We start from the raw sequence: 20889 nt of genomic DNA on the forward strand, positions 1-20889 counted from the left end.
CGGCCCCATGCCGATCGACGGCCGCGCTTCCGGCCAGGGCCGGGTCTTCCAGACCAGCGGCGACCAGCACATCGAGGAACATCACCACCACTACGGGGCCGGAACGGGGTCCCTCCTCGCCCCGCAACCGGTCGGCCCCCGGCCGCCCCAGGGCGCGGCGGTCCCCGACTCCGTAAGGGTGCCGCTCGTCGGCCGGGCACCGGGCATCCTGCGGGACCGCGCCGACCTCATGGAGCGGCTGCGAGCGGCCGTCACCGGCCCCGGTGGCGACGTGCACGTCCTGCACGGCCTGGGCGGCTGCGGTAAGACGGCCGTGGCACACGCGCTCTTCACGGAGGCGGTAAGGGACCACGAGCGCGTCGGGCTCTGGGTGAACGCCTCGGAGCGGATCTCCCTGCGCGCGGGGATGCTCGCCGTGGCGGGCGACCGCGGCGCGACCACCGGGGAGCTGGCCGCCGCGGCCAGCGGTCAGCGCGCCGCGGCCGATCTTGTCTGGCACTACCTGGACCACTCCGCCCAGCGCTGGCTGCTGGTCCTGGACAACGCCGACGACCCGACGGTCCTGGAGGAGGGCGGCTGGCTGCGCACCAGCCCGCTCGGCACGGTCCTGGTGACCACCCGGCACGCGACCTCGCCGCTGTGGCGAGGCATCGGGTCGGCCCGGCACCCGGTGGGGGTGCTACCGGAGGCCGACGCGGCGCAGGTCCTGTGCGATCTGGCCCCGGACGCGGGCACCGTGGAGTCGGCGCAGAAAGTGGCGCGACGGCTGGGGTGTCTGCCGCTGGCCCTCACCCTGGCGGGTTCGCATCTGTCGCATCAACTTCTGGAGTCGTGGTCCATGGACGAGTACGACCGGAAACTGAGCGAGGATTCAACGGCCCTGGTCGACCAGGGCGCGGCGGGCACCGGCAGCGGCCAGTCCCGCCATCTCGTCGGCCGCACCTGGCAGTTGTCCCTGGACGCCCTCGCCGGGCAGGGGCTGCCGGAGGCCACGGCGCTGCTGCGGCTGCTGTCCTGCTGGGCGGCGGACCCGGTGCCGCTGTCGCTGCTGATGCCGGTGGCACGGGGCGAGGTGGATTTCGGCCATCTCGACCCGCCGCTCGCGGCGGACCGGGTCGAGCCCGCGCTGCGCGGGCTGCTCGACCACTCGCTGATCGGCATGGTCGAGGCGGACGGCCGCCGGTGCGTACAGGCTCATGGGGTGCTGCTGGACAGCGTCGCCGCGGGGGTGCCGGAGGTGCAGCGTGGGGTGCTGGCCGAGGCGGCGGGCCGGTTGCTGGAGGCGGCGTTGCCGCCGGACGAAGCCGTACCGGCGGAGACGTACACCGGGTGGGAGCTGCTGGCCCCCCACGTCACCCGTCTGCTGCGGGCCGCTCCGGGGGAACGGTCGGCCGCATTGATGGTCCGCGTCGCACGGCAGATGCAGCACGCGGGAAACTTCGCGGGCGCTTTACGGCATGCTCGATACGCCGCGGACGCCGCCGAGCGGACTTTGAGTGGAGAACACTCCGTCACGTTGTCCGCGCACGACGCCGAGGCGCGGGCGTTGCTCTCCCTGGCGCGGCGCACGGATGCCGAAGCGCTGCATCGTCGGATCTGGACCGTACGCAGGCGCGTGCTCGGCGAGGATCACCCCGAAACGCTGTGGAGTTGTACGGGCCTGGCGATGGCAGTGAGGTTGCTGGACCGCTCGGAAGAGGCTGAGCAGTTGCTCCGCCAAGCAGCCGTCACCCAGCGCCGGGTACTGGGCGCGGATGCGTTGGAGACCTTCCTCAGCCGGTCCCTACTGGTTCTGACGCTGTCCGCGCTCGATAAGCGGGAGCAGTTCGACGAGGAGGCAGCCCGTCTCCTCGAGGACTGCGAGCGCTTCCTGCCCCCCGACCACCTTTCGGCTCTCATGGTTCGCCACAACTACGGCGACGCGCTGCGAGCGCTCGGTCGCTATGCGGAAGCCGAACCGGTGGCTCGCCGCGCACTGGCCGACCAAGCCCGCGTCCAGGGACAGGATCACCCCCTGGCCCTCGCCGCACTCAGCCTCACTGCCAGGGTCGCGCACGGGCTGGGCAAGTACGACGAGGCCATCGCGGCGCTCAAGGAGCTCATCGAACGACGTGAACGGGCGCTCGGACCCGAGCACCCGTTCATCGCGGAGAACCGCGAGTGGCTCGCCGCCTGGCAAGCCGAAGCCGAAACCCAGCCCTGATCACCCCTCCTGGCGGGCCACCGCCATCCGCTGCCGTACGGCTCCGGTGATCGCGAGCGCGATCGCCAGCGCGGCCGTGGCGTACAGCTGGCTGCGGGTGTCGCTCTCGCGGAGCATCAGGACCAGCACACCGGCCGTGCCGGCCAGCGCGACCCAGGTCAGGTAGGGGAAGAGCCACATCTTCACCACGAGCTTCTCCGGGGCCTCGCGCTGCAAGCGGGTGCGCATCCGCAGCTGGGCGACGGCGATGAAGCTCCAGACCACCAGCACCGCGGCGCCGACCATGTTGAGCAGCCATTTGAAGATGGTGTCCGGCCACCAGTAGCTGAGCAGCACCGCGACGAAGCCGAAGAAGGAGGAGGCGAGCACGGTGAGGCGGGGCACACCGCCGGTGACCCGGCCCAGGAAGGCGGGGCCTTCTCCGCGGGTGACCAAGGAGTAGGACATGCGGGAGGCGCCGTAGATGTTGGCGTTCATCGCGGAGAGCAGCGCGATCAGCACGATCACGTTCATGATGTCGCCGGCCGCGGGGATGTCGAGGTAGTTGAGCACGGCCACGTACGGGCCCTGCTCGACCACGGCCTTGTCGTTCCACGGGATGAGCGTGACCACGATGAGCATCGAGCCGACGTAGAAGAGGGCGATGCGCCACATCACGGTGCGCACCGCGACCGCGACGCTCTTGACCGGGTTCTCGGACTCGGCCGCCGCGATCGTGACCGTCTCCAGGCCGCCGTAGGCGAAGACGGACGCCAGCAGGCCGACGACCAGGCCGTTCACACCGTTGGGCAGGAAGCCGCCGTCACCGCTGAGATGGGAGCCGCCGGGGGCGTCGGTGCCCGGCAGGACGCCGAGGATCGCGAGCACGCCCAGGACGAGGAAGATGGTGATCGCGGCGATCTTCAGCGCGGCGAACCAGAACTCGAACTCGCCGAAGTTGCTGACCGCAGCCAGGTTCGTTCCGCAGAAGACCGCCATGAAGAGGGCGACCCACATCCAGGATTCGGTGCCCGGAAACCACTGGACCATGATCCCGGCCGCGCCGATCGCCTCGGCGGCGAGGGCCACGCACAGCGTGATCCAGAACATCCAGCCCGCCGTGAACCCGGCCCAGGGCCCGATCGCCCGCTCGGCGTGGACGGAGAACGAGCCGGAGGCCGGGTTGGCCGCCGACATCTCGCCGAGCATCCGCATTACGAGCAGCACCAGCAGCCCGGACAGCACATAGGCGACCACGATCGACGGACCGGCGGCGGCGATTCCGGCGCCGGAGCCGACGAACAGCCCCGCGCCGATCACACCTCCGAGAGCGATCATCGACAGATGGCGCTGCTTGAGGCCGTGGGAAAGCGACGACGCGGCGGTCTCGCCCGCCCCCGTCTCCTCGACGGCGCCGGATGGCGCGGAGGACGCGGATGTCCGGTTCATTCTTCTTCTCTGTCCCTTACGAGGGCCGGGGGTGGCGGATGCAAAACGTCCCCAGTGTGAAGGGCGCGCCCTGGCGGGACAACATCGCGGACGATCTTTTCTGGATATCGGACGCCGATGTCACGCTCCGTATCGGGAATGTCTGCCGGAAGCCGCCAACCCGATGCGTCCGCCTTTGTGGCCATCCGACGGTGTCCGGGGCCCCCGCGCCGGGTTAGCGTCGCGGTATCACCCTCTGACCTGGGAGCTTCGCTGATGAGCACTGTTTCTGCCGCCGCCTCGCCCGGTACGGTCCTCGCGGACGCGGTCTTCCCCGCCCGGCGCGTCCTGGCCCGGGACACCGCGCTGGTCATCGGGGGCGCCGTGCTCACCGGCCTGGCCGCCCAGATCTCGGTGCCCGTCCCCGGCTCGCCGGTGCCGGTGACCGGCCAGACGTTCGCCGCGCTGCTGGTGGGCACCTCGCTGGGCGCCCGGCGCGGCTTCCTGTCGCTGGCGCTGTACACCCTGGTCGGCATGGCGGGCATGCCGTGGTTCGCCGAGGGCTCCTCCGGTGCCGCCATGCCGTCGTTCGGCTATGTGCTGGGCATGATGCTGGCGGCGACCGTGGTGGGCGCGCTGGCCCGGCGCGGCGGCGACCGAGGGGTGCTGCGCACCGCGGGCACCATGGCGGTCGGCTCCGCGGTCACCTACGCCGTGGGCGTCCCCTACCTCGCGCTGGCCACCCACATCTCCCTCGGCGAGGCGATCGCGGCCGGGCTCACCCCGTTCCTGATCGGCGACGCGCTGAAGGCCGCGCTGGCGATGGGCGCGCTGCCGGCCGCCTGGAAGCTGGTGGGCCGCCGGGGCTGAGCCGGCGGAGAACGGAAAAGGGCCCCGCGCGGTCGACTCGCGCGGGGGCCCTGCCGTAGCGGCGGCCGTGGGGAGCGGTCGTCAGTCGAAGATCGGGCCGACCGTGCGGGTCCGCTTGATCTCGTAGAAACCGGGGATCGAGGCGACCATCAGGGTGCCGTCCCACAGCTTGGCGGCCTCCTCGCCCTTGGGGGCCGGGGTGACCACCGGGCCGAAGAAGGCGATCTGCTCACCGTCCGAGCCGGGGACGGCGATCACAGGGGTGCCCACGTCCTGGCCGACCAGGTCGATGCCCTCCTTGTGGGAGGCGCGCAGCTCGGTGTCGTAGGCGTCGGAATCGGCGTAGTCGGCGAGGTCGCCGGGGAGGCCGGCCTCCTCCAGGGCGGCCACGATCGTCTCGCGGCTCTTCTCCAGGCCCTGGTTGTGGAAGCGGGTGCCGAGGGCGGTGTAGAGGGGGCCGAGGACCTCGCTGCCGTGCTTCTGCTCGGCGGCGATGCAGACCCGCACCGGGCCCCAGGCCGTCTTCAGCAGCTCGCGGTACTCCTCGGGCAGCTCGTCCAGCTTGGGCTCGTTGAGCACGGCGAGGCTCATGACGTGCCAACGCACCTCGACCGGGCGCACGTTCTCCACCTCGAGCATCCAGCGCGAGGTCATCCAGGCCCAGGGACACAGCGGATCGAACCAGAAATCAGCGGGGGTCTTGGCAGTCTCGGTCACGGTTTCTCCTCGAGCGGGCACATAGATATCGCAAACGAATAGAGAGTTGGCTACTTCAACCAACGCGGGCGGGACGGAGCCCATTCCCCGATTCCGCCTGTCGGTGCACCGTGACATGATTCCCGCTGTCCGATATCCGAGATGCGAGACAGTGCCGAGGGAGTCGCTCGTGCCCGGTGAGAACCTGACCCGTGACGAGGCCCGTGAGCGGGCGAAGCTGCTGGCCGTCGAGGCGTATGAGGTGGCGCTCGATCTGCGGTCCGCGGTCGGTGAGCACACCGGGTCCGGACCGCGCACCTACCGCTCCACGACGGCCATCCGCTTCCGCTGCGCCGAGCCGGGCGCGGCGACCTTCGCCGATCTGCTGGCGCCCTCGGTGACCTCGGTGCGGCTCAACGGGCGGGAGCTGGACCCGGCGGCGGTCTTCGACGGCTCGCGGATCGCGCTGGACGGCCTCGCCGCCGAGAACGAGCTGGTGGTGGACGCGCAGTGCGCCTTCAGCCGCACCGGCGAGGGGCTGCACCGCTTCGTGGACCCGGAGGACGGCGAGGTCTACCTCTACACCCAGTACGAGCCGGCCGACTGCCGCCGGGTCTTCGCCAACTTCGAACAGCCCGACCTCAAGGCCCCGTTCACCTTCTCGGTGACCGCCCCGGAGGGCTGGACGGTGCTGAGCAACGGGGACGTGGACCGGGTGGAGCCGTCCGGCGCCGGCGACGGGGCCACCACCAGCCACTTCGTCACGACCCGGCCCATCTCGACGTACATCACGGCCGTGGTCGCCGGTCCGTACCACTATGTGAGCGACCACTACCGCCGCACGCTGCCCGACGGCTCGGAGCTGGAGATCCCGCTGGGCGCGCTGTGCCGCAAGGGGCTGGCCAAGCACTTCGACGCGGACGACATCTTCACCGTCACCAAGCAGGGCCTGGACTTCTTCCACGACCACTTCGACTATCCGTACCCGTTCGGCAAGTACGACCAGGCGTTCGTGCCGGAGTACAACCTCGGCGCGATGGAGAACCCGGGCTGTGTGACCTTCCGCGAGGAGTTCATCTTCCGCGGCAAGGTCACGAAGGCGTCCTACGAGGGCCGGGCGAACGTCATCCTGCACGAGATGGCGCATATGTGGTTCGGCGATCTGGTGACCATGGAGTGGTGGGACGACCTGTGGCTCAAGGAGTCGTTCGCCGACTTCATGGGGGCGTTCTCCCTGGTCGGGGCGACCCGCTTCACCGATGGCTGGATCACCTTCGCCAACCGCCGCAAGGCATGGGCCTACCGCGCCGACCAGCTGCCCTCCACCCATCCGATCACGGCCGACATCCGTGACCTGGAGGACGCCAAGCTCAACTTCGACGGGATCACCTACGCCAAGGGCGCGTCCGTGCTCAAGCAGCTGGTGGCCTATGTCGGGCAGGACGCCTTCCTGGAGGGCGCGCGGCGCTACTTCAAGCGGCACGCGTACGGCAACACCCGGCTGTCGGATCTGCTGTCGGTGCTCGGCGAGACCTCGGGCCGGGACATGGCCACCTGGTCGCGCGCCTGGCTGGAGACCGCGGGGGTCAACGTGCTCACACCGCACGCCACCTATGACGCCGAGGGGCACATCACCGAGCTGGCGGTGGTCCAGGAGGCCGCCGGGAGCGCTGGTTCCGAATATGCGGCTCCGCCGCGTGGGACGCTGCGGCCGCACCGGGTGGCCGTGGGGCTGTACCGCAAGGAGGCCCCGATCGGTGAGCGCGCCGGGGCGCTGGTGCGCTACGCCCGCGCCGAGGTGGACGTCGACGGCCCCCGTACGGTCGTCCCCGAGCTGACCGGCGTCGCCCGGCCCGATCTGATCCTGGTCAACGACGACGACCTCACCTACTGCAAGATCCGCTTCGACGAGGGGTCGCTGGACACCCTGCGCGAGCACCTGGGTGAGCTGACCGATCCGCTCGCCCGCGCGCTGAGCTGGTCCGCGCTGTGGAACCTCACCCGCGACGCGCTGCTGCCCGCCCGCGACTATCTGGAGCTGGTGCGGCGGTTCGCCGGGGCCGAGAGCGATATCGGGGTGCTCCAGATGGTCCAGGCGTGGGCGCTGTCCGCCCTGCACCACTACTCGGCGCCGGACGCGCGCGAGGAGGCGGCCGCCCGGCTGGCCGAGGGCGCGCTGAGCGAGCTGCGGCTGGCCGAGCCGGGCAGTGGGCACCAGCTGGCCTGGGCGCGGTTCTTCGCCCAGGTCGCCGTCGCCGACTCCGAGCTGCGGCTGCTGCGCGGGCTGCTGGACGGCACGGCCCGGATCGACGGGCTGGATGTGGACCAGGAGCTGCGCTGGACGTTGCTGGCCGCGCTGGCCTCGAGCGGCGAGGCCGACGAGGCGCTGATCGCCGCCGAGCTGGCCCGCGACGACACCGCCTCCGGCAAGCGCCACCAGGTGCGGTGCCTGGCCGCCCGGCCCTCCGCCGCGGTCAAGGCCGAGGCGTGGGACGCGGTGGTGGAGTCCGACCGGCTCTCCAACGCGCTGGTGGAGGCCACCATCTCCGGTTTCGACCAGCCGGGGCAGCGGGATCTGCTGGCGCCGTACGCATCGCGCTACTTCGAGGTGATCGAGCGCGTCTGGCAGGAGCGGTCGATCGAGATCGGGATGTCGATCGTGCGCGGGCTGTTCCCGGCCGTCCAAGGCGACGCCCCCACCCTGGAGGCGGCCGACGCCTGGCTGGACGGCCACCCGGACGCGGCGCCCGCACTGCGCCGGCTGGTCCTGGAGGCCCGCGACGACCTCGCCCGCGCCCTGCGCGGCCAGGAGTGCGACGCGAGGGCGACCACCTGACGCACCCGGCGGCCCCGAGGGAGCCCTGCGGCCAACGGACGCCCGGCGGCGCCCCCGGCTCACCGCCGGGCGGGCGCCGCAGGGGGTCGCGCGGGCACGGCCGGGCCACGCGGCCGGGTGCCGGTGCGGCGCCCGCCCACGCCACGACCGGCGCCGCAGCCGAACACCGCGGCCCCGCGCCGCACCGCTTCGCCCGCCCCACGCGGTCGGGCCGCCCCACCACGTCCTGCGGCCGTATCGCGCGATACGGCCGCACCGGAACAGGAGCCCGGGGCACAAGCTCCGCACCGGCACCGGGCAGCCCTTTCGGCATTCGAACTGCCGTACTTTAGTACAGCATTGTCCGCTTATGTCGACGACTGTGTAACAGCGGTTAGCGGGTGGAGCGGAGGCGGGAATGGCGGTGGCATGAGCCACAACATGCCGCTGTCCCCCCGCCCCCTCCACCACCTCTCCGATGTCCAGCGCCGCGTCCTGACGACACGTCAGCTGCGTGAGCACGGTGTGACCGCGTCCGTCGCCGCGGAGCGCAGCCGGGCCGACGGGCCCTGGCAGCAGCTTCTGCCGGGTGTCCATCTGCTCCACCCCGGCCCGGCGACCAGCGAGGAGCGGCTGCTGGCCGCGCTGCTGTACACCGCGAGCCGTGGCCAGGGGGCCGGCGGTCCGCGGCCGGACGGCGGTCCGTACGGCGAGGCGATGATCACCGGGCTGGCCGCGCTCGCCCTGCGCCACTTCTCCTCCGCTCCCCCGCTGGCCTCCCTGGACCACATCGACGTCCTGGTGCCGCGCACCCGGCGGCTGCGCGCCACCGGCTTCGTCCGCTTCGTCCGGGGCGGCCCCCTGCCCGGCCCCCAGTACCTCGCGGGGGTGCCCACCGCCCCGGTGGCCCGCGCCCTCGCCGACGCGGTCGCCCGGCTCACCGACGCCGTACTGGTCCGCAGACTGCTCACCGAGTCCGTACGCCACGGCCACTGCGAGGCCGCGGCCCTCGTCGCGGAGCTGAACTCGGCCCGGCTGCTGTCCCGCCCGCATGTCGTGGACGCCGTGGACGCGCTGCTGGCCGAGGGCCGGGCGATCGCCGAGGGGCGGCTTTACGACATGGTGCGCGGCCACCACCTGCCCGAGCCGCTGTGGAACGTGGAGCTGCGGCTGCCCGGCGGGCCCGCCCTCGGCGGGGTGGACGCCTACTGGCGTGAGCAGGCGGTGGCGGTGGAGATCGACGCCCGGGCGCCGCGCCAGGACGAGGAGGTCTGGCGCGGCGGCCTCGGCCGCAAGCGCGAGCACCTGGAGCGGCTCGGCATCACGGTCGTGCGCATGACCCCGAAGAAGCTCCGGGAGTCCCCCGAGGAGCAGGCAGCGGTGGTCCGTACCGCCCTGGTCGCGGCGGCCGACCGCGACCCGGCCTCCTATGTGGTGGTCCTGCCGCGCTGACGCCCCTGGGGCTTCGCGGGAACGCGCCCCAGGGGGCCTCGCGGGAGCGGGAGGGGACTGGGAGGGCAGCGGGAGGGGAACGGGAGGGGTCAGGGCTTGCGCAGCAGCAGCTCGGTGTTGCGGTCCGTCGCGTCACCGGCCAGCTTCTGGCTGGCGCCGGGCGCGTTGAAGGACAGCTCGCGGTAGAGGGCCGCGAGACCGGTCTGGGACAGGTCCGAGAAGTCCGTGCGGCGCGGCGCGGCCGATTCGATGAGCGTGGTGAACAGGGAGATCGTGCCGTCGTGGTTGTCCACGACCTCGAACACCCGGGCCAACTGGGGGAAGTCCACATGCGAGGCGGTGGTGATCTCCCAGAAGGTGCCGCGCGGGGTGATCTCGTTCTTGTGGCTGTGGCCGTTGATCCAGGCCAGCACCTTGGGGTGGCGCTGGAAGAGGGCGACGACCTCGTCCCCGCCGTGGCGGGCCTCACCCGGCCGGCCCGGGTCGCGGTTCATGTTGTCCAGACTGCGGCTGTAGTGGTGGCTGAAGACGATCACGTAGTCGTCCTTGTGGGCCTTCAGCGTCCGCTCCAGCCAGCGCAGTTGGGCGGTGCCGAGCGAACCGGTGTAGTGGCCGCCGGGGTCGGTGGTGTCCAGGCTGACGCCGATCACGTTCTCGGAGATCCGGAACGAGTAGTACAGGGTGCCCTGTTCGAGATTGGCCTTGGTGTAGCCGTGGCCGACCGGCCCGGGGCCGGTGGCGGCCGGGTCCAGATGCGCGGCCAGGTACTCGTCCTGGGTGAAGGGCGCGCGGCGCTCGTCGGGGGTGACCGTGCGCATGTCCTTGGCGTGCGCGTCCAGCAGCGCCTTCATCTGCGCGCCCTTGGGGTCGTCCCCGACGCGTGTCCCCTTGAAGAGCCGCTCGGCGTCGGCGGCCGGGATGATCTCCAGCTTGCGCTTTCCGGTGGCGAAATCCGTGTAGTAGCCGCGCCCGAAGGAGTAGACCCCGCCCGCGAGATCGTCGTGGTTGCCGATGGTGGAGTACCACGGCAGTCGCAGCCCGGGGCTGTTGACGGTGCGCAGCGCGGCGGCGAGGAAACCGTCGACGCGCGGGAAGCCGAGCTTCTTGTCGGCGTCGCGCAGCGCCTGCTCGGGGTGCCAGAACGCCTTGTGCCCACTGTTCTGGACGCCCTCGTAGTGGCGCGGATCGCCGGTGTTGGGGGTGATCCGGCCGCCGTTCATGGCGGTCAGGAACCAGTCCAGCTCGATCTTGGCGTTGTTGTCGGTGTTGTCGCCGGTGGTCATGACGAACGACAGCGGCGCCCCGGTGGCGGGTCCGCCGCGCAGCCCGTTGATCCGCTCGATGAGCGAGGCGACGCCGGCGATGGTCAGCGCCTCGTGCGGCCGCCACGCCCCGGGGCGCCCGGCGCGCAGGAACTCGTAGCGCATCGGGTGCTGGACATCGGTCAGATGCAGATCCGTGAGCTGGACGAACGAGGCGAGCGCGGTGCGCCGGTCCTCGCGGCCGCCCTTGGCGCCGGTGATCTCGCTCCGCACCTCACGGCTCCAGGCAGGGCCGTCGGCGAGCCGCCGGTAGCCGGTGGCACCGTGTGCGGCCGAGAACGTCTCCAGCGTCGTACCGGCCGTCGACGGCGCCGCCGGGGCCTGCACCACCCGGCGGCCCGCGGCGTGCGCGGTGGCGGGCTGCGAGGCGCCGGCCGAACCGCTGCCGGGCCCGAAGGCGAGCCCCAGACCGGCCGTGGCACCGGTGGCGGCGGCAGCGGCGAGGAAGGTGCGCCGGTCGAGGGTGGCGACGGCAGCTGCGGCGGACCGTACGGACCGTATGCGGGACATGCGCGATCTCCCCGAGTGGACACGCGGAAACGGGCGGGCAGCACGGCTGCCCTCACCTCGGATCGTTGGCATCGGGAATGGCCTGGGAGTGAACGAGACGGCAACGCCGATCGCCTATATCGACACGTGGATCTTGGCGGTAGCAAACGGTCATCGCGCCCTTGTGAACAGGAATTCTTCCGCTCACTCGGTGTTCATCCGATCTGGGAACCGGGCCCCGCCATGGGAAAAATCACGGGCGGGTAACGAAGCCGCCTGAGACACTTGGCAGGAGGGTAGGCGCCTCGAACAGGCACAACCGAGGAAAAGGGCTGATATGAGGATCGGAATCGTCGGCGCGACCGGCCAGGTCGGCGGAGTGATGCGCAGGGTGCTCGCCGAGCGTGACTTCCCGGCCGAGCAGCTGCGGCTGTTCGCCTCCGCCCGTTCGGCCGGTCGTACGCTCCCGTGGCGCGGCACCGAGATCACCGTCGAGGACGCCGCCACGGCCGACTACTCGGGTCTGGACATCGTCCTGTTCTCCGCGGGCGGCGCCACCTCCAAGGCGCTGGCCGGGAAGGTCGCCGCACAGGGCCCGGTCGTGATCGACAACTCCTCGGCCTGGCGGATGGACGCCGAGGTGCCGCTGATCGTCGCCGAGGTCAACCCGCATGCCGCGGTGGACCGCCCCAAGGGCATCATCGCCAATCCGAACTGCACCACCATGGCCGCCATGCCCGTGCTGCGCCCGCTGCACGCCGAGGCCGGGCTCACCGCCCTGGTGGCCACCACCTACCAGGCCGTCTCCGGCTCCGGGCTGTCCGGCGTGGCCGAGCTCGACGGCCAGATCCGCAAGACCGCCGACCGCGCGGCCGAGCTCACCCACGACGGCGCGGCCGTGGACTTCCCCGAGCCCGGGGTGTACGCGCGCCCGATCGCGTTCAATGTGCTCCCGATGGCCGGGAAGATCGTCGACGACGGCCGGTTCGAGACCGACGAGGAGCAGAAGCTCCGCAACGAGAGCCGCAAGATCCTGGAGATCCCGGAGCTGAAGGTGTCCGGCACCTGTGTCCGGGTCCCCGTCTTCACCGGCCACTCGCTCCAGGTGAACGCCCGCTTCGAGCGCCCGATCAGCGTGGAGCGCGCCTATGAGCTGCTGGCCGCGGCCCCGGGCGTGGCGATTTCGGAGATCCCGACCCCGCTCCAGGCGGCGGGCCAGGACCCCAGCTATGTGGGCCGGATCCGGGTGGACGAGACGGTCGAGCACGGTCTCGCGCTGTTCCTCTCCAACGACAATCTGCGCAAGGGCGCGGCGCTGAACGCGGTGCAGATCGCCGAGCTGGTGGCGGCCGAACTGGGCTGACGCCCGCGCATCGCCCGAAAGCCCGAAGGGGGAGGCGACCACCCGGCCGCTCCCCCCTTTCGGCGTGCTCCCCTTCGGCGTGCTCCCCCCTTCGGCGTACCGCGCCGCCCGCCACCGCCGTCAGCCCCGTCGCCGTGTTCACCCCGCGCTTTCCGCCGTGGACAAACCGGTCCACCGGCGCCGACCGTCCGACATGCGAGGATGGCCATCCGCCTGACGCATGGCGTACCGCACATGACGAACGGGAGTAAGCCGACGTGCCTGGCACCAACCTCACAAGGGAGGAAGCGCAGCAGCGGGCGCGCCTCCTCACGGTGGACGCGTACGAGATCGAACTGGACCTGAGCGGCGCCCAGGAGGGCGGTACCTACCGCTCTGTCACCACGGTGCGCTTCGACGCCGCCGAGTCGGGCGCGGAGTCGTTCATCGACCTGGTGGCGCCCACGGTGCACGAGGTGGTGCTCAACGGCGACGCGCTCAGCCCGAACGAGGTCTTCAAGGACTCGCGGATCGCCCTGCCGGGGCTGCTGGCCGGGCGCAATGAGCTGCGAGTGGTCGCGGACTGCGCCTACACCAACACCGGTGAGGGGCTGCATCGCTTTGTCGACCCGGTCGACCAGCAGGCGTACCTCTACACCCAGTTCGAGGTGCCGGACGCCCGCCGGGTGTACGCCAACTTCGAGCAGCCCGACCTGAAGGCCACGCTCCAGTTCACCGTGACGGCGCCCGAGGGCTGGACGGTGATCTCGAACTCGCCGACGCCGGAGCCGAAGGACAATGTCTGGCGGTTCGAGCCGACCCCGCGCATCTCCACGTACATCACCGCGCTGATCGTCGGGCCGTACCACAGCGTGCACAGCTCCTACGAGAAGGACGGCCGCTCGGTGCCGCTGGGCATCTACTGCCGCCCCTCGCTCGCGGAGTACCTCGACTCGGACGCGATCTTCGAGGTGACGCGGCAGGGCTTCGCGTGGTTCGAGGAGAAGTTCGACTACGCGTACCCGTTCGCCAAGTACGACCAGCTGTTCGTGCCGGAGTTCAACGCGGGCGCGATGGAGAACGCGGGCGCGGTGACCATCCGTGACCAGTACGTTTTCCGCTCCAAGGTCACCGACGCGGCGTACGAGGCGCGGGCCGAGACCATCCTCCACGAGCTGGCCCATATGTGGTTCGGCGACCTGGTCACCATGGAGTGGTGGAACGACCTGTGGCTGAACGAGTCGTTCGCCACCTACACCTCGATCGCCTGCCAGGCCCACGCGCCGGGCAGCAGGTGGCCGCACGCCTGGACCAGCTTCGCCAACTCCATGAAGACGTGGGCCTACCGGCAGGACCAGCTGCCGTCCACCCACCCGATCATGGCCGAGATCCGTGACCTGGACGACGTCCTGGTCAACTTCGACGGGATCACGTACGCCAAGGGCGCCTCGGTGCTCAAGCAGCTGGTCGCGTACGTCGGGATGGACGAGTTCTTCAGCGGCGTCCAGGCGTACTTCAAGCGCCACGCCTACCAGAACACCCGGCTGTCGGACCTGCTCGGCGCGCTGGAGGAGACCAGCGGGCGCGATCTGAAGACCTGGTCCAAGCAGTGGCTGGAGACGGCGGGCATCAACGTGCTGCGGCCGGAGATCGAGACGGACGCGAGCTCCACCGTGACCTCCTTCGCGGTGCGGCAGGAGGCCCCGGCGCTTCCGCAGGGCGCCACGGGTGAGCCGACCTTGCGGCCGCACCGCATCGCCATCGGGCTCTACGACCTGAACGCGACGGGCAAGCTGATCCGCTCCGAGCGCATCGAACTGGACGTGGACGGTGAGCTGACCCAGGTGCCCCAGCTGGTCGGCACCAAGCGCTCCGCGGTGATCCTGCTCAACGACGACGACCTCACCTACGCGAAGGTACGGCTGGACCCGGACTCGCTGGCCGTCGTCACCGAGCACCTCGGCGACTTCGAGGAGTCGCTGCCGCGCGCGCTGAGCTGGGCCTCGGCCTGGGACATGGTCCGCGACGGGGAACTGGCCACCCGCGACTACCTGGCCCTGGTGCTCTCGGGCATCGCCAAGGAGTCGGACATCGGCGTCGTCCAGTCGCTGCACCGCCAGGTGAAGCTGGCACTGGACCTGTACGCCGCGCCGGCCTGGCGCGAGACCGGCCTGGCCAAGTGGACCGAGGCCACCCTCGACCACCTGCGCGCGGCGGCTCCGGGCAGCGACCACCAGCTGGCCTGGGCGCGGGCCTTCATCGCGACCGCCCGCACCGACGCTCAGCTGGACCTGGTCTCCGGGCTGCTCGAGGGCACCGAAACGATCGAGGGCCTCGCCATCGACACCGAGCTGCGCTGGGCGCTGCTGGAGCGGCTCGCCGCCACCGGACGGGCGGACGAGGCGGCCATCGCGGCTGAGCTGGAGCGCGACAAGACCTCCGCGGGCGAGCGCCACGCCGCGACGGCGCGGGCCGCGCGGCCGACCCCGCAGGCCAAGGCGGAGGCGTGGGCGTCGGTCGTGGAGAGCGACAACCTGCCGAACGCGGTACAGGAAGCGGTGATCGGCGGCTTCGTCCAGACCGATCAGCGGGAGCTGCTGGCGCCGTACACGGAGAAGTACTTCGCGGTGGCGAAGGACATCTGGCACAGCCGCAGCCATGAGATGGCGCAGCAGATCGTGGTGGGCCTCTACCCGGCGCTGCACGTCTCGCGGGCGACGCTGGACGCGACGGACGCGTGGCTCGCGGCGTCCGAGCCGACGGCGGCCTTGCGGCGCCTGGTGACGGAGTCGCGGGCAGGCATCGAGCGCGCGCTGCGCGCGCAGGCCGCGGACGCGGCCGCGGGCTGACCGGGTGCGTCGCCGTGCGAGGCCGTACGCCCCGCACGGCGACGCGAAACCTCGTTGTGGGCAATCGTTCCGCGGGGCGGAACGGGTGGGCACAACCCACCCACCGGGCCGCACCCGACGGCGATGCCTCAGCCCGCACCGGGTCGGGGTTTCGTTTCCGGGTGCGGGCCGGTGGCCGGTTTGTGCCCACCCGTTCCGCCCTGCGGAACGATTGCCCACAAACTGCCGCTATCTAGGGTCTCGTAGGGCTGGGCGGGCCATGTCGCCGTACTGGTGCAGGAGGTCGGGGTACGCCGCGGCCGCGATCCGCAGCCATCGCTCCGCCTCCTCCTCCCGTCCAAGCCCCCGCAGGGCTTGCGCAAGCCAGTACGGCGCCTCCTGGTGCTCCCCTTCGCACGCCACCCTCAGCAGCGGCTCCGCCTCCGCACACGCCCCGCGCCGGACCATGCTCCGCCCGGCGAGAAAGGCCGGTGGCACCAGTCCGCTGCGCGCGGCGCGCACGTACCAGCGTTCGGCGTGCTGCGGATCGCCGCCGCGTTCCTCCGAGGTCCAGCCGAGCCACCACGCCGCGCGCCCGTGCCCGAGGTCGGCCGCCCGGCGGAACCAGATCTGGGCGGTGCGCCGGTCCCCGGCCTCGTCGTGGATGCGGCCGATGTCGTACGCGGCCCCGGCGTCGCCCTCGGCCGCCGCGGGCTCGTAGTACGGCACCATCCGCACCCCCTTGGCGCCGCCGCCCTCGTACAGCATCCGCCCGAGCGCGAGCAGGGCGCGCGGGGTACCCGCCTTGCGGTACCACTCGGCGGCCTCCGGGAGCCGGTACAGCCGGTCGAGCGCGTCGGCGTAAGCGAACCAGGCGTCCGGGCCGCCCTCGTCCGCGCGGGCCCGCAGCCCCTCCAGGCGGTCCGCCCACTCGACGGGCGGCATCCGCTCGGGGTCGGCGCGGATCGCGGCGATGTCCTGGAGCGCCTGGAGGATCCGCTCCTCGCCCTCGTCGAACGGGTGCGGGCCATCCTCCCCGTCGGCACCATCGACACCGTCGCCGCCATCGGCACCGTCGCCCCTCGCGGCCCCCAGCCACCGCTCCGCCTCGTCCAGCCGCCGCTGCCGCACACACAGCACACCGAGGTTGAAGCGGGCCCATATGTGGCCGCCGTCCGCCTCGTCGGCCGTGCGGTACCACCGCTCGGCGGTGCGGGGTTCGCCGTTCTCCTCGGCCCAGACGCCGAGGACGTACGCCGCGCCGTCGTAGCCCCGCTCATGGGCGCGTTCGACGAGGGCGCGGGCCTCGTCCCAGCGGCTGTCGTCGCGGGCGATGAAGAGGGCCTGGTCCACCAGCGCCTTGGCGCTGCCGACCGCGGCCGCCCCGGCGTACAGCGCCTCGGCCTCCGCGACCATCCGGGGGTAGCGCTCGAACATCGCCTTGCGGTCCGGGTCGAGCAGATCGCGCAGCGCCTCGTACGCCTCCTCGGGGTCGCCCTCGGCCTCGGCCCGGGCGAGGGCCGCGCGCCAGCCGTCCAGGTCCTCGAGCATCTCCTGGATGGCCCGGCGGCTGTGGGCGGCCACGTCGTCGCCCTCGGCGGACGCCTCGGCCAGCCGCCCCAGGGCGGTGTCCCATTCGCCGCGGGCGGCCAGCAGCACGGCGCCGTTGGTCTTGCATTCGACGCTGCCGAGCGCGGCCCCGTGCTCGTACCAGGTCTCGGCACCGGCCGAGTCGCCGGCCTCGTGGAGCAGCCGGGCCAGGCCGAACGCACAGCCGCCGTCGCGGTCGGCGGCCGTGCGGTACCACCGCTCGGACTCGGCGAACTCGCCGCGGTCCTTATGACAGATCGCGAGCGTGCGCGAGGCGTCCGCGTCCCCGGTGTCGGCGGCCCTGGCCCACCACGGCAGGGCCTCGTCCAGGCGTCCCAGGCCGGTCAGATGTTCGGCGTAGGCCCGGTACGCTTCCGGTTTCCCGGCAGCCGCGGCGGCCCTCAGCCGGGCCTCCTCGGCTGCCGGATCCACCGCCGCGTCTTGCGATGAATGTTCGACCATCACCCGATGGTGCCAGAGTGATCACGATCGTTCGGCACGGGCCCTGCGCCGGGCCAGCAGCGCCTCGCGCCGCTCGTCGAACTTGGTGGCCTGGTCGTCCAACCCGCCCATGTAGAGGCCCAGTTCCTCCTGTGCCTTGAGCCCTTCCGGGCCCAGCCCGCCGATCTTCAGCACCTTCAGGAAGCGCAGCACGGGCTGGAGGACGTCGTCGTGGTGAATGCGCAGGTTGTATATGCCGCCGATGGCGATCTGGGCGGCGGCGCGCTCGAAACCGGGCATGCCGTGGCCCGGCATGCGGAAGTTGACCACCACGTCGCGGACGGCGCACATGGTCTGGTCGGGGGCCAGCTCGAACGCCTTCTCGAGCAGGTTCCGGTAGAAGATCATGTGCAGGTTCTCATCGGTGGCGATGCGCGCCAGCATCCGGTCGCAGACCGGGTCGCCGGAGTGATGGCCGGTGTTGCGGTGCGAGATCCGGGTGGCCAGCTCCTGGAAGGCGACGTACGCGACAGTGTGCAGCATGCTGTGCTGGTTGTCCGACTCGAACCCCTCGGACATATGCGCCATGCGGAACCGCTCGAGCTGTACCGGGTCGACGGCGCGGCTGGTCAGCAGGTAGTCGCGCATCACGATGCCGTGGCGCCCCTCCTCCGCGGTCCAGCGGTGCACCCAGGTGCCCCAGGCGCCGTCCCGGCCGAAGAGGGTCGCGATCTCGTGGTGGTAGCTGGGGAGGTTGTCCTCGGTGAGGAGGTTGACCACGAGCGCGATCCGGCCGACGTCGCTGACCTTGGACTGGTCGGGCGCCCACGCCTCACCGCCCATGACCCCGTCGAAGTTCCGGCCGTCGCTCCAGGGGACGTACTCGTGCGGCATCCACTCCTTGGCGACCTTCAGGTGCCGGTTGAGCTCGGTCTCGACGACCTCTTCGAGTGCGTACAGGAGCTGGGTGTCGCTCCATACGGCCTGACCGTGGCTGTGGGCGGGGGCGAGTGTCACGGTGGGGCTCCAGGGGACGGGGGCGCTTTACCTACGGCCCCGTAGGTTACGCCACCGTAGGTTAAAGCGAAAATAAACGGCCCGGGGCCTGTGGATGGCGTTCGGTGAACTCGACGTGACACGGTCACAGTTGGTGATCCGGGGCGGCGAAGCGGCCGGGGGTGGCGCGCGACCGGACACGACCGCCCCGCGTACGACAAACCCGCATACGACAAAAGCGCCCCGGCCATCCGGCCGGGGCGCCGTGCAGCGGCGTGCGCGCGCTTCGTCGATCGATCGCGTCAGTCGGTCTGGTTGCGGGACTTCTTGCTTCCCACCATCACCAGACCCGCGATCACCAGGAAGAGAACGATCGGAGCGGCGACATAGAGGCCCAATGTCTCGGCGACACTCAGGCCCGGACCCGGGTCGTCACCGTCGTCGCGGATGAGCGCGAACGCGGGGGACGACATCAGCAGCAGCGCCGTCGTCACGGCGCTGACTGCACCGGCGCGCACGGCGTTCTTTTTGACCTTGTTGCTCACGGACTCAAGTTATCCGATGCTCCCCGGCGCCGCGTGCCCGGGGTGGCCTTGACCATCGCCTTGAGATGCCCATGATCACCACCGCGAGATCGTCTCAGCGGCGGCCCGCCGCGCCGAGGTGGACGGTGGGCGGCAGCAGCCGTGGTGCGGCGCGCGAGGCGAGGACCCGTATCCGCAGTCCGTCGGCGGTGACGGGCGCGGCCAGCGGCAGGATGCGCCGGGCCCCGATGGTCGTACCGGAGGCGATATCCCGCCATGTCCCCGCCACCCGGGCCCGCACGGTGAACTCCTCGACCCGCTGCCCCTGCCGGATGTCCTCGCCGAGCCGCACCCGGTCGAAGGTCACCGGATGACCGGGGGCGGGCCGCGCTCCGCTGCCGTATGTCGTCCTTACGGCTTTGCCGAAGGCCGTAAGGGAGGCGACATCGGCGTCGTCGATCCGGCCGTCCTTCGCGGGCGGGACGTTGAGCAGCAGCGAGGCGTTGCGGCCCACGCTGCGCTCGTACAGCGACATCAGCTGACCCGGGGTCTTGGGCCGCTCCGCGGGGTCGTGGAACCAGCCGGGGCGGATCGAGACATCGGCCTCGGCCGGGTACCACTGGAGATGGCGCACGCCCGGAGCGGTCAGCTTGGCGCGCGAGCCGATGTCGGCATCGGTGGAGTCATTGGGCAGCCCGCCGCCGATGACGGTCCACGGGTCGACCGCGGACGGGGTCACCGACCATTCGGTCTCCCGGGCGACGCCGTCCTCGTTGCCCACCCAGCGCACACCCTGCGCGCCCTGGAAGACCACGGCGTCCTGGGCGAGCGCGTGGATCAGCTCGAACCAGTTCCTGACGTCGTACTTCTGGGTGACGCCCGCACCGCTCCAAGGGTTGGCGCCGTCCAGCCAGAACTCGTCGATGGGGCCGTACTGCGTCAGGATCTCGTAGATCTGGTTGAGGTAGTACGCGTCGTAGTCGTCGGCGCTGAAGCGGAAGGTGGGCAGCGCGCCGGAGGCGACCTTCTCCGCCCGGTCGTCGCCGGGGACGAGGGTGGGGATGGTGCGCTCGGTGGGCTCGCTCCCGTTGCCGTAGCGGCCCTGTCCCGCGGGTGCGCGGTCGCCGTCCTCCAGGGCCATGCGCTCGGGCAGCGACAGCTCCTCGCCGTTCTGCTGCTTCTCGCGGATCCTCTCGACCCACCGGGCGTGCCAGGCGTGCGGCAGCTCGGCCCCGTCGGCGGGCGAGAGGTAGACGCCGACCTCGAGCCCCGCCTTACGGGCGGCCTTGACGTACGCGCCCAGGACGTCGCCGTCGGGGTTCCTGCCGCCGGGGCCGTTCGTCCACCAGGGGCTGGCCGCGACGTCATGGTCCGTGTAGCGGCTCGGGTAGAGCGCGAAGCCGTCGTGGTGCTTGGCGGTGAGCATGACCTGCTCGGCGCCGGCGGCCTTGTAGGCCCGCATCCACTGGTCCATGTCGAGCTCGGGCGGGTCGAAGAGCTTCGGGTCCTCGGCCCCGGAGCCCCACTGGCGGCCGGTCATGGTGTTCATGCCGAAGTGGGTGAAGGCGGTGATCTCGCGCCGCTGCCAGGCGCGCTGCCCGGCGGTGGGGACGGTGTGGGCGGCCTTGTCGACGATGCGGGCGGGGGTGTCGCAGTCCTCGACTGTCTGCTGCGGGGCCGGGGTGACGGGGCCCTCGCATCCGGCCCGTACGGCGGCCTCCGTGGGGGCGGGAGGGACCGCGGCGGCCGCGAGGGCGGCCAGGGCGAGGGCGCGGAGCGCGAGCGGCGCACGCCGCCGTCCACGGGATCGGTGGGTGCCGGGCGTTCCGCCCCGAGGCCGTGTCATGGTCCCCTCCAGCTCTCCGATCGTCATTGATCGGATCTCTATGGCGGTGTCCATGACAGACTGCCAGA

General features: G+C 71.5%; 13 protein-coding genes. 6 read left to right on the forward strand and 7 right to left on the reverse strand.

Annotation, left to right across the window (positions count from 1 at the left end; genetic code table 11):
* The first annotated feature begins 7 nt into the window (after positions 1-7).
* Positions 8-2203 (forward strand): tetratricopeptide repeat protein, encoded by a 2196-nt coding sequence (locus AB0E24_RS16355; RefSeq protein ID WP_359377561.1) that lies wholly within the window; start codon positions 8-10, stop codon positions 2201-2203.
* Here AB0E24_RS16355 and AB0E24_RS16360 read toward each other — a convergent pair whose 3' ends face one another.
* Positions 2204-3631 carry an amino acid permease gene (locus AB0E24_RS16360; protein ID WP_093702090.1) on the reverse strand — a complete coding sequence of 476 codons (1428 nt, stop codon included), beginning with the start codon at positions 3629-3631 and terminating at the stop codon, positions 2204-2206.
* Positions 3632-3886: 255 nt separating this feature from the next.
* Here AB0E24_RS16360 and AB0E24_RS16365 point away from each other — a divergent pair, with 255 nt between their 5' ends.
* A complete protein-coding gene (locus AB0E24_RS16365) occupies positions 3887-4480 on the forward strand; it encodes a biotin transporter BioY (RefSeq protein WP_069865798.1) in 594 nt (197 codons plus the stop codon).
* An 81-nt stretch (positions 4481-4561) separates the two neighbouring features.
* Here the strand turns inward: AB0E24_RS16365 and AB0E24_RS16370 are convergent, their stop codons facing one another.
* Positions 4562-5197: a mycothiol-dependent nitroreductase Rv2466c family protein gene (locus tag AB0E24_RS16370; protein ID WP_359377563.1), complete on the reverse strand. Its 636-nt coding sequence runs from the start codon at positions 5195-5197 to the stop codon at positions 4562-4564.
* Positions 5198-5366: 169 nt separating this feature from the next.
* Here AB0E24_RS16370 and pepN (AB0E24_RS16375) point away from each other — a divergent pair, with 169 nt between their 5' ends.
* Both pepN (AB0E24_RS16375) and AB0E24_RS16380 read left to right on the forward strand, forming a co-directional pair.
* Entirely contained in the window at positions 5367-8012 is a 2646-nt protein-coding gene (gene pepN / locus AB0E24_RS16375; protein ID WP_359377565.1) for an aminopeptidase N, read from the forward strand.
* Between the two features lie 408 nt (positions 8013-8420).
* The gene (locus tag AB0E24_RS16380; RefSeq protein WP_359377567.1) at positions 8421-9443 is read left to right on the forward strand and encodes a hypothetical protein; all 1023 of its coding nucleotides are present in this window, start codon (positions 8421-8423) and stop codon (positions 9441-9443) included.
* 89 nt (positions 9444-9532) lie between these two features.
* On the opposite strand, the gene AB0E24_RS16385 is transcribed toward AB0E24_RS16380, so the two are convergent.
* A complete protein-coding gene (locus tag AB0E24_RS16385) occupies positions 9533-11275 on the reverse strand; it encodes a TIGR03767 family metallophosphoesterase (RefSeq protein WP_232638246.1) in 1743 nt (580 codons plus the stop codon).
* 316 nt (positions 11276-11591) lie between these two features.
* On the opposite strand from AB0E24_RS16385, the gene AB0E24_RS16390 reads away from it, so the two are divergent.
* Together AB0E24_RS16390 and pepN (AB0E24_RS16395) are read left to right on the forward strand one after the other, a co-directional pair.
* On the forward strand, positions 11592-12617 hold the full coding sequence (locus AB0E24_RS16390) for an aspartate-semialdehyde dehydrogenase (protein ID WP_351382707.1): 1026 nt from the start codon (positions 11592-11594) through the stop codon (positions 12615-12617).
* Positions 12618-12874: 257 nt separating this feature from the next.
* Positions 12875-15445, forward strand: coding sequence for an aminopeptidase N (gene pepN, locus AB0E24_RS16395; RefSeq protein ID WP_102934662.1), 2571 nt, complete (start codon positions 12875-12877; stop codon positions 15443-15445).
* 228 nt (positions 15446-15673) lie between these two features.
* Here the strand turns inward: pepN (AB0E24_RS16395) and AB0E24_RS16400 are convergent, their stop codons facing one another.
* From AB0E24_RS16400 to AB0E24_RS16415, 4 genes are all read right to left on the reverse strand, one after another.
* Entirely contained in the window at positions 15674-17476 is a 1803-nt protein-coding gene (locus AB0E24_RS16400) for an SEL1-like repeat protein (RefSeq protein WP_359377570.1), read from the reverse strand.
* Between the two features lie 21 nt (positions 17477-17497).
* Complete coding sequence (locus AB0E24_RS16405) at positions 17498-18472, reverse strand: acyl-ACP desaturase (RefSeq protein ID WP_069865782.1); 975 nt, start codon at positions 18470-18472, stop codon at positions 17498-17500.
* 281 nt (positions 18473-18753) lie between these two features.
* A complete protein-coding gene (locus tag AB0E24_RS16410; RefSeq protein WP_069865781.1) occupies positions 18754-18996 on the reverse strand; it encodes a hypothetical protein in 243 nt (80 codons plus the stop codon).
* A gap of 94 nt (positions 18997-19090) precedes the next feature.
* Complete coding sequence (locus AB0E24_RS16415; protein WP_359377573.1) at positions 19091-20821, reverse strand: alpha-L-fucosidase; 1731 nt, start codon at positions 20819-20821, stop codon at positions 19091-19093.
* Positions 20822-20889 lie beyond the last annotated feature (68 nt).

The sequence above is a fragment of the Streptomyces malaysiensis subsp. malaysiensis genome, from assembly GCF_040653035.1.
In the GTDB taxonomy this organism is placed as follows: Bacteria; Actinomycetota; Actinomycetes; order Streptomycetales; family Streptomycetaceae; genus Streptomyces; species Streptomyces malaysiensis.

Excerpts from the sequence above, each read along its gene's own strand:
- AB0E24_RS16400 (WP_359377570.1), bottom strand. The coding sequence starts at position 17,476 with ATGGTCGAACATTCATCGCAAGACGCGGCGGTGGATCCGGCAGCCGAG.
- AB0E24_RS16365 (WP_069865798.1), top strand. The coding sequence starts at position 3,887 with ATGAGCACTGTTTCTGCCGCCGCCTCGCCCGGTACGGTCCTCGCGGAC.
- AB0E24_RS16380 (WP_359377567.1), top strand. The coding sequence starts at position 8,421 with ATGAGCCACAACATGCCGCTGTCCCCCCGCCCCCTCCACCACCTCTCC.
- AB0E24_RS16385 (WP_232638246.1), bottom strand. The coding sequence starts at position 11,275 with ATGTCCCGCATACGGTCCGTACGGTCCGCCGCAGCTGCCGTCGCCACC.
- AB0E24_RS16360 (WP_093702090.1), bottom strand. The coding sequence starts at position 3,631 with ATGAACCGGACATCCGCGTCCTCCGCGCCATCCGGCGCCGTCGAGGAG.
- AB0E24_RS16390 (WP_351382707.1), top strand. The coding sequence starts at position 11,592 with ATGAGGATCGGAATCGTCGGCGCGACCGGCCAGGTCGGCGGAGTGATG.
- AB0E24_RS16415 (WP_359377573.1), bottom strand. The coding sequence starts at position 20,821 with ATGACACGGCCTCGGGGCGGAACGCCCGGCACCCACCGATCCCGTGGA.
- AB0E24_RS16355 (WP_359377561.1), top strand. The coding sequence starts at position 8 with ATGCCGATCGACGGCCGCGCTTCCGGCCAGGGCCGGGTCTTCCAGACC.